Origin of the sequence: Streptomyces sp. ATexAB-D23, assembly GCF_000373645.1 — a bacterium.
In the GTDB taxonomy this organism is placed as follows: Bacteria; Actinomycetota; Actinomycetes; order Streptomycetales; family Streptomycetaceae; genus Streptomyces; species Streptomyces castrisilvae.
Window position 1 is genome coordinate 269,636 of the sequence record NZ_KB892068.1, and the last position, 15,012, is coordinate 284,647.

A 15,012-nucleotide genomic window follows, 5' to 3' on the forward strand; every position below is an offset into this window, starting at 1 on the left:
CTGCACCGTGCTCGCCTGCCCGGGGCTTCACCCGGGCGGTCCTGGTGCACGGTGAACGCGTGCTCCGGAAGGCCCGGTGGGCGGCCCGCCCACCAGACTAACCGATGGAAGGGTGACCCCTACAAGCACGCTTGGACACATGATCGAAGCGTCACACGGCGGGGTCCGCCCGGTGTGTGAGAGCGGCCACGGCGGAGGCGGCGAGGTCGTCCAGATACCCCGCCGGCAGCTCCCCCCGGACCACCGCGAGCCGCCAGTAGAGCGGGCCGACGATCAGGTCGAGGGCGCGGTCGGGGTCGCTGTCCGGCGGCAGCTCTCCGCGTGCGACGGCGTCCCGGACGACCACGGCGGCGACGCCCTGCTGGGGGTCGAGCAGGGCGGCCTTGATGGCGTCGGAGATCTCCGGGTTCCGGGCCGCCTCGACCAGCAGGTCCGGGATGACCTGGGAGGCCAGCGGGTGGCGCAGGGCGTACGCGGCCAGTTCGAGCACGGCGCGCACGTCCCCGTACAGCGAGCCGGTGGCCGGGGCGGGCATGCCCTGTGCGGCGACGGCGGAGACCAGGTCCAGGACCAGGTGCAGCTTGGACTTCCAGCGCCGGTAGACCGCGGTCTTGCCGACGCCCGCCCGCCGCGCGATGCCCTCGATGGACATCCGCGCGAAACCGACCGCCGCCAGCTCCGCGAACACCGCGCTGCGGATGGCGTCGGTCACGTCCTCGCGCAGGACGGCGGCTCCCGCCGGGGCTCGGCGGCGGCTTCCGGGGTCGGTGGTCATGGCCGAATCATAGTCCGCGACGACGAAACGGTTGCGTTCCGGCGTCGGAGCGTCCTACCCTCGGCGTAGCGACGATACGGTCCCGTCCCGTCGCCGCGCAGTCCTTTTCCCCGCCACGCGGCCCCGCTCGCGGGCCCCGAGCCGCCGGTTCCTCTTCCCCGTCCCGCCCTGCCCGCATCCCCTTCCCCGCCCTGCCCGCTTCCCTGCCCTGCCCGCTTCCCCCGCTTCCCCGCTTCCTCCGCCTCCTCCCGTCGAAAGCGATCGTGGTGAGCCAGACAACAGCCCAGGCCCCGGCGGACGCCCCGCCGCCCGCCTCCCCGCCCGTACACGAACCGCCGGTGCACGAACCGCCGGTGTACGAACCGCCCGTGTACGGATCGGGCGAGCTGGCGGCCCTCGCAGCACGGCACGGACTGACCGTGAGCGGGGCGCGGCCGTCGCTGCCGGCGTACGTACGGCAGCTGTGGGGGCGGCGGCACTTCATCACGGCCTTCGCCACCGCCAAGCTCACCGCCCAGTACAGCCAGGCGAAGCTCGGCCAGATCTGGCAGATCATGACCCCGCTGCTCAACGCGACGGTCTACTACTTCATCTTCGGCATCCTGATGAAGACCAAGCACGGCGTGCCGGACTACGTCCCGTTCCTAGTCACGGGCGTCTTCATCTGGACCTTCACCAGCTCCTCGATCACCGCGGGCACCCGCGCCATCAGCGGCAACCTCGGGCTGGTCCGGGCGCTGCACTTCCCGCGCGCCTCGCTGCCCGTCGCGCTCGCCCTGCAACAGCTCCAGCAACTGCTCTTCTCGCTCGGCGCGCTGACCCTGATCCTGCTGGCCTTCGGCCAGTACCCGCGCCCGTCCTGGCTGCTCGCGGTGCCCGCCCTGGCCCTCCAGGCCGTCTTCAACACGGGCGTCTCGATGGTCGTGGCCCGCCTGGCCGCGCGCACTCCGGACATCGCCCAGCTCACCCCGTTCATCCTGCGCACCTGGATGTACGCGTCGGGGGTGATGTGGAGCATGGACACGATGCTGCGGGGCAACAGCGTCCCGCACCTGGTGAAGCTCGCCCTGGAATTCAACCCGGCGGCCGTCTTCATCGACCTCATGCGGTTCGCGCTCATCGACAGCTTCGGCGCGGGCCAACTGCCCCCGCACGTATGGGCCGTCGCAGCGGGCTGGGCACTGGTCTGCGGCGTGGGCGGCTTCATCTACTTCTGGAAGGCCGAGGAGAGTTACGGACGTGGCTGAGCACACGGATTCCGCGGTGCCGACGGTCGTCGTCGACGACGTCCACATCACCTACAAGGTCAACGGCGCCCGCACCGGCAGGGGCAGCGCCACCTCCGCCCTGAGCCGCATCACCTCGCGCCGGAAGAGCCCGGGGGTGCGCGAAGTGCACGCCGTGAAGGGCGTCAGCTTCGCCGCGTACAGGGGCGAGGCGATCGGGCTGATCGGCTCCAACGGCTCGGGGAAGTCCACCCTGCTGAAGGCCATCGCCGGCCTGCTGCCCGCCACGAAGGGCCGCGTCCACACCCACGGACAGCCCTCGCTGCTCGGGGTGAACGCGGCACTGATGAACGACCTGACCGGTGAACGCAACGTCGTGCTCGGCGGCCTCGCGATGGGCATGACCCGCGCGGAGATCCGCGAGCGCTACGAGGAGATCGTCGACTTCTCCGGTATCAACGAGAAGGGCGACTTCATCACCCTGCCGATGCGCACGTACTCCTCCGGTATGGGCGCCCGCCTGCGCTTCTCGATCGCCGCCGCGAAGAACCACGACGTCCTGCTGATCGACGAGGCCCTGTCGACGGGCGACGCGAAGTTCCAGCGCCGCAGCAAGGACCGGATCATCGAACTCCGCCGCCTGGCCGGCACGGTGTTCCTGGTCAGCCACAACAACAAGTCGATCACCGAAACCTGCGACCGGGCCCTCTGGCTGGAGGCCGGCACGCTACGCATGGACGGCCCGGCGAAGGAGGTGGTGGCAGCCTACGAAAAGTCCACCCACCCCACCCGACGCCCCACCTGAGGCCCAACTCAAGCCATCGCACTCCCCCACGAGCCCGCCACTCCCCCTCAAGCCGCCGCCCCGAGCGACCCGGCGCTCACCCGAGGCCCAACTCAAGCCATCGCACTCCCCCGCAAGCCCGTCACGCCCCCCAAACCCGTCACGCCCCCCAACCCGTCACGCCCTCTCAACCCGTCACGCCCCCCAACCCGTCACGCCCTCTCAAGCCCGTCCGGCGATTGAGGACAAGCCCCCAGCCACGGACCGCGGCAACGCTTCCGAGCCACGCCCGACCCGTCCGGCGATTGAGGACGTCTTTCAAGCCCGTCCGGCGATTGAGGACAAGGCCCGAGCCGGAAACACCGCGGCACCCCCAGCCCGTCCGGCAAGGACAAGGCGGCCACCGGGAAACCCCGGCAGCCGCCTCACCTCACCGCCACACCACGCCTACACGTGCGTACGCAGCAACGTCCGCATCGTCCGCATGGCCACCGACAGGTTCGCCAGGTCGAACGCGTCCGACCCCTGGATCTCCTCCAGCGTGGACCGCGACCGAGCCAGGATCGCCGCGTTCTTCTCCTCCCACGCCTCGAACCGCTCCTGCGGCGAGGACGCCCCGTCGCCCACGCTCAGTACATCGCCCGTGAGCGCCGCGTGCGCCGCGTACAGGTCCTCACGGATGGACGCACGGGCCATGGACTGCCAGCGGTCGGCCCGCGGCAGCTCGATGATCCGGTCCATCAGCTGGGTGATCCCCAGCCGGTCCGCGAGGTCGTAGTACACCTCGGCGACCGCCAGCGGATCCTTGCCCGTGCGGTCGGCGATCGCCACGATGTCGAGCGCCGGGAAGGCGGACGAGAAGCCGGCGACGCGCTGCGCCAGCTCGTCCGGGACGCCCGCCTCGGTGAGCTCGTCGAGAATGCCCTGGTACCACTCCTGGTCGGCACCCTTCAGCATCTTGGGCAGCCCGGCCCACACCTGCTCGACGCCGTCGCGGAAGAAGTCGACCGTCTCGGAGATGGCGAGCGGCTGCGGCCGGTTGCCGAGCAGCCAGCGCGAACCCCGCTCGACGAGCCGGCGCGAGTGCAGCCGGATACGGGTCTGCACAGCGGCGGCGACCTTGTTGTCGAGAGCCTCGACGGCGTCCCACACCTGGCTGAGCCCGAAGATCTCGCGGGCCGCGAACTGCGCCCGCACGATCTCCTCGATCGAGGCACCGGTCTCTTCCCGCAGCCGGTGCAGGAAGGTCGAACCACCGCTGTTGACCGTGTCGTTGACGAGGACCGTGGTGATGATCTCGCGCCGCAGCGCGTGGGCGTCGACCGCCTCGGCGTAACGCTCGCGCAGCTGCTGCGGGAAGTAGGCGTGCAGCAGCTTCTGCAGGTGCGGGTCGTCCGGCAGGCTGGTCCCGATCAGCTCCTGCGCCGCCGTGATCTTCGTGTACGCGAGCAGCACGGCCAGCTCGGGCTGGCTGAGCCCCTTGCCGGCGGCCAGCAGCTCACGGATCTGCCGGTCGGTGGGCAGGAACTCCAGGGCCCGGTCGAGATATCCGTCGCGGCCCAGCCGGCGCATGAACCGCTGGTGGGCGTGGAGCAGCGAGGGCGCCTGGGTGACGGCGTTGGCCAGGGCGGTGTTCTGCGCGTAGTTGTTGCGCAGCACCAGGCGGCCGATCTCGTCGGTCATCTCGGCGAGCAGCTTGTTGCGCTGCTTGACGGTCATGTCGCCGTCCCGGACGAGGCCGTTGAGCAGGATCTTGATGTTCACCTCGTGGTCGGAGGTGTCCACACCGGCGCTGTTGTCGATCGCGTCGGTGTTGATCCGGCCGCCGCCCCGGGCGAACTCGATCCGGCCGAGCTGGGTGGCACCGAGGTTGCCGCCCTCGCCGACGACCTTGGCGCGCAGGTCGGCGCCGTTGACGCGGATCGCGTCGTTGGCCTTGTCGCCGACGTCCGCGTTCGACTCGGCGGAGGACTTGATGTACGTGCCGATGCCGCCGTTCCACGCCAGGTCGACGGGGGCCTTGAGGATGGTCTGCATCAGCTCGGCGGGCGTCATCTTGATGACCCCCGGCTCGATGCCGAGCGCCTCGCGCATGTGGGCGTTGACCGGGATGGACTTGGCGCTGCGCGGGTGGACGCCGCCGCCCGCGGAGATCAGCTCCTTGTCGTAGTCGGCCCAGGAGCTGCGCGGCAGGTCGAAGAGGCGGCGCCGCTCGGCGTAGGAGGTCGCGGCGTCCGGGGTCGGGTCGATGAAGATGTGCCGGTGGTCGAAGGCGGCGACGAGCCGGATGTGCTCGGAGAGCAGCATCCCGTTGCCGAAGACGTCGCCCGACATGTCACCGACGCCGACGACGGTGAAGTCCTCGGTCTGGGTGTCGTGGCCGAGCTCCCGGAAGTGCCGCTTGACGGACTCCCAGGCGCCGCGGGCGGTGATGCCCATGCCCTTGTGGTCGTAACCCGCGGACCCGCCGGACGCGAACGCGTCACCGAGCCAGAAGCCGTAGTCGACGGCGACCTCGTTGGCGATGTCGGAGAACTTCGCGGTGCCCTTGTCGGCGGCGACCACGAGGTAGGTGTCGTCCTCGTCGTGCCGGACGACGTCCTTGGGCGGCACGACCTCGCCGGCCACCAGGTTGTCCGTGATGTCGAGCAGCGCGGAGATGAAGGTGCGGTAGGCGGCGACGCCCTCGGCCATCCAGGCGTCCCGGTCCACGGAGGGGTCGGGAAGCTGCTTGGCGACGAAGCCGCCCTTGGCGCCGACCGGCACGATGACGGTGTTCTTCACCATCTGCGCCTTGACCAGGCCGAGGATCTCGGTGCGGAAGTCCTCGCGCCGGTCCGACCAGCGCAGTCCACCGCGGGCGACCTTGCCGAAGCGCAGGTGGACGCCCTCCACGCGCGGCGAGTAGACCCAGATCTCGAACGCCGGGCGGGGCGCGGGCAGGTCCGGGATGGACTGCGGGTCGAACTTCATCGACACGTACGCGTGCGGCTCGCCGTCGTCCCCGTGCTGGAAGAAGTTGGTGCGCAGGGTCGCCTTGATGACGGTGAGGAAGGACCTCAGGATGCGGTCCTCGTCCAGCGAGGCGACCTGGTCGAGGGCGCCGTCGAGCTCTTCGAGGAGCCCGTCGATCAGCTCGGTGCCCGCGCTCTGGCGCCCCGGGGACATCCGGGCCTCGAAGAGCGAGACGAGCAGCCGGGTGGTGTGGACGTTGTTCTGGAGGGTGGACTCCATGTAGTCCTGGCTGAACGTGGAACCGGCCTGGCGCAGGTACTTCGCGTAGGCGCGCAGCACCATGGCCTGCCGCCAGTCGAGACCGGCGCTCAGTACCAGCGCGTTGAAGCCGTCGTTCTCCGCCTCGCCGGTCCAGACCGCGGCGAAGGCCTCCTGGAACCGCTCGCGGGCGCCGTCGGCCAGGTAGCCGGCGCTGCCGGTGCCCTGCGGCATCCGCAGCCCGAAGTCGTAGATCCAGGCGTGGGTACGGTCGGCGCAGCGCAGCTCGTACGGGCGCTCGTCCACGACCTCGACGCCGAGCCGCTGGAGGGCGGGCAGGACGGCGGACAGCGAGACCTGCTCGCCGGTGCGGTAGATCTTGAAGCGGCGCTCGCCGGGGGCGGCGCCGACCGGCTCGTACAGGCTGAGGGAGAAGTTCCGCTCGCTGTCCTTGAGGGCTTCGAGGTGGACCAGGTCGGCGACGGCGGCGCGCGCCGAGTGGTCGGCCTTGTAGCCCTCGGGGAACGAGTGCCCGTACTGGCGCAGCAGTTCGGCGGCGCGCTCCTCGCCGCACTCGGCGTTCAGCGCCTCCTGGAAGCCGTCGGCCCAGGAGCGGGCGGCCTCCACCAGGCGGGCCTCGATGCGGTCGGCCTCGGCGTCGGTGAGGCTCGGCAGCTCGCTGCCCTGGGCGACCCGGACGACGAAGTGCAGCCGGGACAGGATCGACTCGGTGTTCCAGGCGGTGAAGTCGACGCTGGTGCCGTTCAGCTCCTCCTTGAGGATGTCGATCAGCCGCAGCCGCACACCGGTGGTGTAGCGGTCGCGCGGCAGGTAGACGATCGCGGAGTAGTAGCGGCCGTACTCGTCCTGGCGCAGGTAGAGCCGCAGCCGGCGGCGCTCCTGGAGGTAGAGCACCGAGGTGACGATCGAGCGCAGCTGGTCGACGGGCGTCTGGAACAGCTCGTCGCGCGGGTAGGTCTCCAGGATCTGGAGCAGGTCGCGGCCGTCGTGGCTGTTGGGCGTGAAGCCCGCGCCGTCCAGCACCTCGGCGACCTTGCGGCGGACGACGGGGACCCGGCGCACGGACTCGGTGTAGGCGGCGGACGAGAACAGGCCGAGGAAGCGGCGCTCACCGATGACGTTGCCCTCGGCGTCGAACTTCTTCACGCCGACGTAGTCGAGGTAGCTGGGGCGGTGCACGGTCGCCCGGCTGTTGGCCTTCGTCAGGACGAGCAGCTTGTGCTCGCGGGCCTTGGCGCGGGCGTCGGCGGGCAGCCGGTCGAAGGAGGGGCTGACCGGGTGCGCCTCGTCCTCGGTGTGGTGCGGGTCCGAGCGCAGGATGCCGAGGCCGGTGCCGGGGACGGCGGCCAGCGCGTCGTCGTCCTTCAGCTCGTACTCGCGGTAGCCGAGGAAGGTGAAGTGGTCGGCGGCGAGCCAGCGCAGCAGTTCCCTGGCCTCGTTGATCTCGTCGTCGGCGAGGTCGTCGAGCGGCTCGCCGGGCAGGTCGTCGGCGATGCGCAGCGCCGCGTCACGCATCTTCTCCCAGTCCTCGACGGTCTCCCGTACGTCGGACAGGACGCGCAGCAGGTCGCTCTGGATCTGCTTGAGGTCGGCGCGGTCGGTCTCGCGGTCGATCTCGACGTGGATCCAGGACTCGACGACCGCGTCGTGCGGCAGCGCCGCCTTGGCGTCCTTGGCCCCCTTGGCGTTCTTCCGGCCGAGCTGGGGGCCGGTGGAGATACCGGCGCCCTCGGTGAGGACCTCGACCAGCTTGCCGGTCAGATCACGCCGGACGATGACCTGCGGGTGGATCACGACGTGGATGCCGCGGCCCTGGCGGGTGAGCTCGTTGGTGACGGAGTCCACGAGGAACGGCATGTCGTCGGTGACGACCTCGATCACGGAGTGGCTGCACGTCCAGCCGTTCTCCTCGACGGTCGGGGTGTGCACCCGGACGTTCGCCTTGCCCTGGGGCCGGTCCTCGGCGAGCCGGTAGTGGGACGAGGCGGCGCCGAAGACGTCGACCGGGTCCCGGCCCGCGATGTCCTCGGGAGCGGTGTGGAGGTAGTAGCGCTGGAGATAGGAGAGCAGGACGTCCTGGCGGGAACCCTCCTGACCGGCCCCCGTGCCGTCGTCGGCCGAGGCGGCCGCGACGCGCACCCGGGCCGCACCGCCCGGCCCGCCGACACCACCGCCCGGGCTGTTGTCAGCTACCTTGGCAGCCCGTGCGAGCAGCTCGGCCTTGGCTTCGTCCAGCTTGGTCTGCATGTCCTCTGGCTCCTGTCGCGCGCCGTTGCGTGACGTAGGTGAAAAGGTCGGCGTAACGCCAAGACGCGGGGTTTCCGGTCTGGGTCGACGCTATGCCGCGATGAGAGATCCCCGGGACCTTATTGGCCATTTTCGGCGGTCGGGCCGGGTAAGAAGGATCAGTCGGGACGACCCGGGCACTGTGGCGCTCCGGGCGGCGGCCGGGGGCTTCGCTGCCCCCGAGGCGTATCGCGCTGATCACGGGGTCCAGGCTATCTCGCCCGCGCCCGTCACCGTCACGTTCCGGATGTGTACAAAAGAACGCCACGAAATTTGACACTCCGGACAGACGGGGCCCGCCGTGCGGGGAGTGGCCGCCGCACCCGGGAACGGCCCACCCGACCGGGAACGCCCTACTCCGCCAGCCGCTCCGCGAGGGCCATGGCCTCGGCCAGGCTGTCCACGACGGGCACACCGGCCTCCTCCAGGCCTGCCCGGCTGTGCGAGCCGCCCGTGTAGAGGACCGCCTTGGCCCCGACGTGGGCGGCGGCCACGGCGTCGTCCACCGCGTCACCTATGACGACCGTGCGGCGCGGGGATATCCCGCCCAGGGCCGCGAGCTCCGCGAGGTGCCGCTCCATGTACTGCGCCTTGCTGCCGCCGGACGGTCCGGTGCGCCCGTCGACGCGCACGAAGTGCCGCTCGATGCCGTACCCCCGTACGACGGGGACCAGCTCCTCGTGCTGGTACATGCTCATGATCGACTGGCTCCGCCCGGTCAGCTGCCACTGGGCGAGCAGCTCGGCCGCGCCGGCGGTCAGCCCACAGGCGTCCCGCTGCGCGGTGTAGTGGCGGTGGAAGGCGCTGTCCATGCGCTCCCACTCGGCGTCGGTGGGAAGGCGGCCCATCAGCCGCTCGTAGAAACGGGGTATCGGGATGCAGTACGTCTCCCGGTACTGCTCCACGGTGATCGGGGCCAGGCCGATCTCGCCGAACGCGGCGTTGGTCGCGCCGACGACGGCGGTGTTGTCGTCGAGCAGCGTGCCGTTCCAGTCCCAGACCAGATGCGTGCGGCGGTTTCCCGGCGTAGTACCCATGCCCAGAAAAATACTCGCCCCCACTGACAACGGACCGGCTACCCGATGAGGTGGGGAATCTCCTGCACCCCGAACCAGAGCAGCTCGTGGTCCTCGGCGCCGTCCACGGTGAACTGCGCGTCGTCGTCACCGAGGTCCGCGGCCCCGAGCGCGGCGGCGGCGGCCGTGACGTCCTTGTCCGCGTCGTCGGAGTCGACGTGGACCGCCGCGGCGTCGGTCAGCCGCACGGCGGCGGGGATCCTGACCTCGCCGAGCGAGGCGGCGTCGAGAATGTGGTCCGGGTCGGCGACCGCGGCATTGTCCGGGACGTCGACGGCGACGACGACCCGGCGCCGGGCGGCCTGCGGGTCCCCGGCGATCAGCCGCAACGAGGCGGAGGCGGCCCGGCTGAGCGCCGCGTACTCCAGCTCCTCGATGTCGTCGGAGACGTACCACTCGCGCAGGGCGGGGGTCACCGCGTAGGCGGTGAGCGGACCGGGCCCCAGTTCGCCGGCCCGGTGCGCCGCTGCGAGACCGGCGAGGGTCAGGGGAACGTACACGCGCATGGCTGGGCCGCTTTCGTAGTCGGAGACCCCCTCAGGATACGTGGCGACGTCCCCCTTTGGAGTTACGCGTACGGGCCCCGCCCCGTCCACCCGGTGACGTCCGCTCACCCTGCCCGGCCCGCCCCGGGCCCCCGCTCCGGCAGGCCCCGACCACCCGGACAGGTGAATTCGAGCCGGTACCCGACCGGCCCCACCCACGCTTGCGGCGGCCCCCGCGCCCCCGTAGAAGATCACCAGCAGAAGTTACCGCCCGGTATTCACCGGGCCTCTGGAGCACGGGGGCTACAGCGATGACCACGAACAGGACCCGGCCCGCAGGCCGGCACGACGCCCGCAGGCCCGAGACCGTACCCGCCCAACGCCACCGGACCCCGAGGCGCATGCGCCCCCACCACTGGTTCGCGGAACGCCTGCTGGCGGTTCTGAGCGGCCAGCGCCCGGTCCACTGGATGCTCGGCCACACCATCGGCGAGGCCTACGACCAGCTCGCCGAACTGGCCCCCCACACCCCCCTCAGAACCCGAGGCACCCGCCCGGTCATCCGCCTCTGCCGAGGCGCCCAGCCGGCCCCCGGCGTGGTGGAGGCCTGCGCCAGCATCGCCGCGGGCGAAGAGGTACGAGCCATGGCCTTCCGCCTGGAACAGGGCCCCGACCTCCGCTGGCGCTGCGCGGCGGTGGAACTGGGCAACACCCCGATGCGAACACGATGACCCACACCCCCCAACAAACCCGCGCCCCTCCGAACCCCCGGCCCACCCGCCCACGCCGACGCCCTTCCCCCTGCCACACCGGCGCCAGCACCCGCGGGGCCTCCGCGGGGCCGCAGGGGCGGATGGGGCGCAGGGGCTCGGCAGGGGCGCAGCGCCGCAGGGCGTACGGGGCGCAGGGCCGACCGAGGCGCAGGGCGTACGGGGCGCAGGGCGTACGGGGCGCAGGGCGTACGGGGCGCAGGGCCCGCAAGGCCACAAGGCGTACGGGCCGACCGAGGCGCGGGGCCGCGAGGGCGACCGAGGCCCCTGCAGGCGCCGCAGAGGGCTGGAGCGGCTGACGGGGTCCCCCGGGGCTTCATAGGGACCGCGGAGCGCCCGTCGGCCCGCAGCGGGCCTGTCAGGGGCCTACGGACCCCTGACAGGCCCGCATGGCGGCCCGCAGAGGTCCCCAGAGCCCCAGGGGGCTTCTGCGGCCTCATGGGCCCCTTCTGCGGCTCTGAGGGCCCTCCGGGCGGCCGAGCAGGGACTTCAGGAACCCCACCGCCCCACCCCAGCCCCTCCGGCGCTTGAGGAGCGGGGCCCGGGGCAGCGCCCCGGTTTCGGGAAGGGGCGGGTAGGGGAACAAGCCCGCCGCAGGCGCCCCACACCCGCACCCTCACACCCCCAGCCGCCCCGCCCCTCACACACAACGGCCGGGCCGGACACCAATCGGTGTCCGGCCCGGCCGCAAACCACGACGTCAGCGCAAGCTACTTCTTACGCCGCCGCCCCCCACCGCCCCCACTCTTCTGCGCCTTGCGCCGCTCCGCCCGAGTAAGCCCGTCCGACCCGGCCCCGGCACCCGCACCGGCCCCACCGTCCGCGTTGGAGAAGTCGCCCTCGACAACCCCGCCCTCCCCGTCCACCGTGGGAGCGGAGAAGTGCAGCCGGTCCGGCCGCTGCGGAGCGTCCAGCCCCTTGGCACGGATCTCAGGCCGCGCGGCCGGCACCGCGTCCTCCTTGGTCAGCGACGTCTCCGCGTCCTGGACCGGCACCTCCTCGACCTGCTGTTCGACCTGGACCTCCAGGTTGAACAGGTAGCCGACGGACTCCTCCTTGATGCCCTCCATCATGGCGTTGAACATGTCGAAGCCCTCGCGCTGGTACTCGACCAGCGGGTCCTTCTGCGCCATGGCCCGCAGGCCGATGCCTTCCTGGAGGTAGTCCATCTCGTAGAGGTGTTCACGCCACTTGCGGTCCAGCACCGACAGCACCACGCGCCGCTCCAGCTCACGCATGATCTCGGAGCCGAGCGTCTTCTCCCGCTCGTCGTACTGCTCGTGGATGTCGTCCTTGACGGACTCGGCGATGAACTCCGCGGTGACCCCTGCCAGGTCCCCCGCCGCCTCCTCCAGCTCGTCGACGGTGACCTTCACCGGGTAGAGCTGCTTGAACGCGCCCCACAGCCGGTCCAGGTCCCACTCCTCGGCGAAGCCCTCCGCCGTCTCCTGGCGGATGTAGTCGTCGATGGTGTCGTCCATGAAGTGGCGGATCTGCTCCTGGAGGTCCTCGCCCTCCAGGACCCGGCGCCGCTCGCCGTAGATGACCTCACGCTGCCGGTTGAGCACCTCGTCGTACTTCAGGACGTTCTTACGCGTCTCGAAGTTCTGCTGCTCGACCTGCGACTGCGCCGACGCGATCGCCCGCGTCACCATCTTGTTCTCGATCGGCACATCGTCGGGCACGTTGGCCATCGACATGACGCGCTCGACCATCTGCGCCTTGAACAGCCGCATCAGGTCATCGCCGAGGGACAGGTAGAAGCGGGACTCGCCCGGGTCGCCCTGACGGCCGGAACGACCGCGCAGCTGGTTGTCGATACGGCGCGACTCGTGCCGCTCGGTGCCCAGGACGTAGAGCCCGCCCAGGTCCTTGACCTCCTCGAACTCCGCCTTCACCGCCTGCTCGGCCTTCTCCAGCGCGGCGGGCAGCGCGGCCGCCCACTCCTCGACGTGCTCGACGGGGTCGAGGCCCCGCTGCCGCAGCTCGGCCTCGGCGAGGTCGTCCGGGTTGCCGCCGAGCTTGATGTCGGTGCCTCGTCCGGCCATGTTCGTCGCGACGGTCACCGCGCCCTTGCGGCCGGCCTGGGCGACGATCGTCGCCTCCCGGTCGTGCTGCTTGGCGTTGAGCACCTCGTGCTGGACACCGCGCTTGGAGAGCTGCTGCGAGAGGTACTCGGACTTCTCGACGGAGGTCGTGCCGACGAGGATCGGCTGCCCCTTCTCGTGCTTCTCCGCGATGTCGTCGACGACGGCGGCGAACTTCGCGACCTCGGTGCGGTAGATCAGGTCCGACTGGTCGGCGCGGACCATCGGCCGGTTCGTCGGGATCGGCACGACGCCCAGCTTGTAGATCTGGTGGAACTCGGCGGCCTCGGTCATCGCCGTACCGGTCATGCCGGAGAGCTTGCCGTAGAGGCGGAAGAAGTTCTGCAGGGTGATCGTGGCGAGGGTCTGGTTCTCGTCCTTGATGTCCACCCCTTCCTTCGCCTCGATCGCCTGGTGCATGCCCTCGTTGTAGCGGCGGCCGGCGAGGATACGGCCGGTGTGCTCGTCGACGATCATGACTTCGCCGTCGATGACGACGTAGTCCTTGTCCTTCTTGAAGAGTTCCTTGGCCTTGATGGCGTTGTTGAGGTACCCGACGAGGGGGGTGTTCACCGACTCGTAGAGGTTCTCGATGCCGAGCCAGTCCTCGACCTTGGAGACGCCGGGCTCGTGGATCGCGACGGTCCGCTTCTTCTCGTCGACCTCGTAGTCGCCGGTCTCCTCGATGCCCTTGAGCGGGTTGCCCGCCTCGCCCTTGGTCAGGCGGGTGACCAGCTTGGCGAAGTCGCCGTACCACTTGGTGGCCTGGTCGGCCGGGCCGGAGATGATCAGCGGCGTACGGGCCTCGTCGACCAGGATCGAGTCGACCTCGTCGACGATCGCGAAGTTGTGGCCGCGCTGGACCAGCTCGTCCTTCGACCACGCCATGTTGTCGCGGAGGTAGTCGAAGCCGAACTCGTTGTTCGTGCCGTACGTGATGTCGCAGGCGTACTGCTCACGGCGCTGGGCCGGAGTCATGTTCGCGACGATGCAGCCGACGTCGAGGCCGAGGAACTTGTGGACCCGGCCCATCATCTCGGAGTCACGCGAGGCGAGGTAGTCGTTCACCGTGATCAGGTGCACGCCCTTGCCGGACAGGGCGTTGAGATACGCGGGCAGCGTGCCGACGAGGGTCTTGCCCTCACCGGTCTTCATCTCCGCCACGTACCCCAGGTGCAGCGCGGCACCACCCATGATCTGGACGTCGTAGTGGCGCTGGCCGAGGACGCGCTTGGCCGCCTCGCGGACGGTCGCGAACGCCTCGGGAAGCAGGTCGTCCAGGCTCTCGCCGTCCGCGTACCGTTCCTTGTACTCGTCGGTGAGCGCCCGCAGCTCGGCGTCGGAGAGGTTGACGAAGTCCTCTTCGATGGAGCTGACCTGGTCCGCGATGCGGTGCAGTTTGCGCAGGATCTTGCCTTCGCCTGCACGCATGAGCTTGTTGAAGACGGACACTGAGGCTGGTCTCCTTGCCGGTCGGGCCTGGCACTGGGTCGTGTTATGGACTCTGGCGCGGGCACGGCAGGTGGGCCCCACCGCAACGGCCATCGTAAGCGAGGACCCCGCCGCGCCGGGAGGGCTGCCACCGCGTTGTCCCCGCGGTGCCCTTCCGAGTCAACGGACGAAGGGTGCGGAAGGTGCCGGGAAACGCGAAAAGTCCTCGCTTCCCCGCCGCCGTCTCACCAGAATCCCTTCATGGAACCGATCATTCTCACCACCGGCCGCCTGCGGCTGCGCCCCTTCGCCGCGGACGACGCGGACGCGGTGTACGAGGCCTGTCAGGACCCGGACATCCAGCGCTGGACGGTGGTCCCCTCGCCGTACGGCCGCCCCGACGCGGAGTTCTTCACCGCGCGGCTCTGTCCGGACGGCTGGCGGGACGGCTCGATGTACAACTTCGCCGTGGTGCCCCGCACGGGCGGGGCCCTCATAGGCGCCCTCGGCATCAACCGCCGGAGCGGACCGGGCACGTACGAGGTCGGGTTCTGGACCGCGAAGGAGCACCGGGGCCTCGGCTACATGACCGAGGCGGTCCTGTGCGCCGCCCGCTGGAGCTTCACCTCGCTGGGCTGCGACCGGCTGGAGTGGAAGGCCGAGACCGGTAACGTCCCGTCGCGGGCCGTCGCGCTGCGGGCGGGCTTCCGGATGGAGGGCGACCAGCGCTCGGGGCTGCTCAACAAGGGCGTGCGCCGCGATACGTGGGTCGGCGCGCTGCTCCCCTCCGACCTCGGCCTGCCCAGCACCCGGGTCTACATCCCGGCGGGCGATGTCAGTGCCGCCCCATAAAGTGCG

The 15,012-nt window shown here is 70.6% G+C and carries 9 protein-coding genes; 4 read left to right on the top strand and 5 right to left on the bottom strand.

The window, feature by feature from the left end; genetic code table 11:
• Positions 1-151 precede the first annotated feature (151 nt).
• Entirely contained in the window at positions 152-775 is a 624-nt protein-coding gene (locus tag B082_RS0132495) for a TetR/AcrR family transcriptional regulator (RefSeq protein WP_018555961.1), read from the bottom strand.
• Between the two features lie 338 nt (positions 776-1,113).
• Here B082_RS0132495 and B082_RS0132500 point away from each other — a divergent pair, with 338 nt between their 5' ends.
• Positions 1,114-2,022, top strand: coding sequence for an ABC transporter permease (locus tag B082_RS0132500; protein ID WP_018555962.1), 909 nt, complete (start codon positions 1,114-1,116; stop codon positions 2,020-2,022).
• The gene (locus tag B082_RS0132505) at positions 2,015-2,806 is read left to right on the top strand and encodes an ABC transporter ATP-binding protein (protein ID WP_018555963.1); all 792 of its coding nucleotides are present in this window, start codon (positions 2,015-2,017) and stop codon (positions 2,804-2,806) included. Before B082_RS0132500 ends, B082_RS0132505 begins: the two co-directional genes overlap by 8 nt.
• Before the next feature lie 426 nt (positions 2,807-3,232).
• Here the strand turns inward: B082_RS0132505 and B082_RS0132510 are convergent, their stop codons facing one another.
• The 3 genes from B082_RS0132510 to B082_RS0132520 all read right to left on the bottom strand — a co-directional run bounded on the left by B082_RS0132510 (position 3,233) and on the right by B082_RS0132520 (position 9,887).
• Complete coding sequence (locus tag B082_RS0132510; protein WP_018555964.1) at positions 3,233-8,266, bottom strand: NAD-glutamate dehydrogenase; 5,034 nt, start codon at positions 8,264-8,266, stop codon at positions 3,233-3,235.
• Positions 8,267-8,658: 392 nt separating this feature from the next.
• A complete protein-coding gene (locus B082_RS0132515) occupies positions 8,659-9,342 on the bottom strand; it encodes an HAD family hydrolase (RefSeq protein WP_018555965.1) in 684 nt (227 codons plus the stop codon).
• Between the two features lie 38 nt (positions 9,343-9,380).
• Complete coding sequence (locus tag B082_RS0132520) at positions 9,381-9,887, bottom strand: DUF6912 family protein (RefSeq protein ID WP_018555966.1); 507 nt, start codon at positions 9,885-9,887, stop codon at positions 9,381-9,383.
• 290 nt (positions 9,888-10,177) lie between these two features.
• Here B082_RS0132520 and B082_RS0132525 point away from each other — a divergent pair, with 290 nt between their 5' ends.
• The gene (locus B082_RS0132525) at positions 10,178-10,597 is read left to right on the top strand and encodes an Rv3235 family protein (protein WP_026250419.1); all 420 of its coding nucleotides are present in this window, start codon (positions 10,178-10,180) and stop codon (positions 10,595-10,597) included.
• 749 nt (positions 10,598-11,346) lie between these two features.
• Here the strand turns inward: B082_RS0132525 and secA are convergent.
• Positions 11,347-14,175 carry a preprotein translocase subunit SecA gene (gene secA / locus B082_RS0132530; RefSeq protein ID WP_018555968.1) on the bottom strand — a complete coding sequence of 943 codons (2,829 nt, stop codon included), beginning with the start codon at positions 14,173-14,175 and terminating at the stop codon, positions 11,347-11,349.
• Positions 14,176-14,415: 240 nt separating this feature from the next.
• Here secA and B082_RS0132535 point away from each other — a divergent pair, with 240 nt between their 5' ends.
• Positions 14,416-15,006: a GNAT family N-acetyltransferase gene (locus tag B082_RS0132535; protein WP_018555969.1), complete on the top strand. Its 591-nt coding sequence runs from the start codon at positions 14,416-14,418 to the stop codon at positions 15,004-15,006.
• The last annotated feature ends 6 nt before the right edge of the window (positions 15,007-15,012 follow it).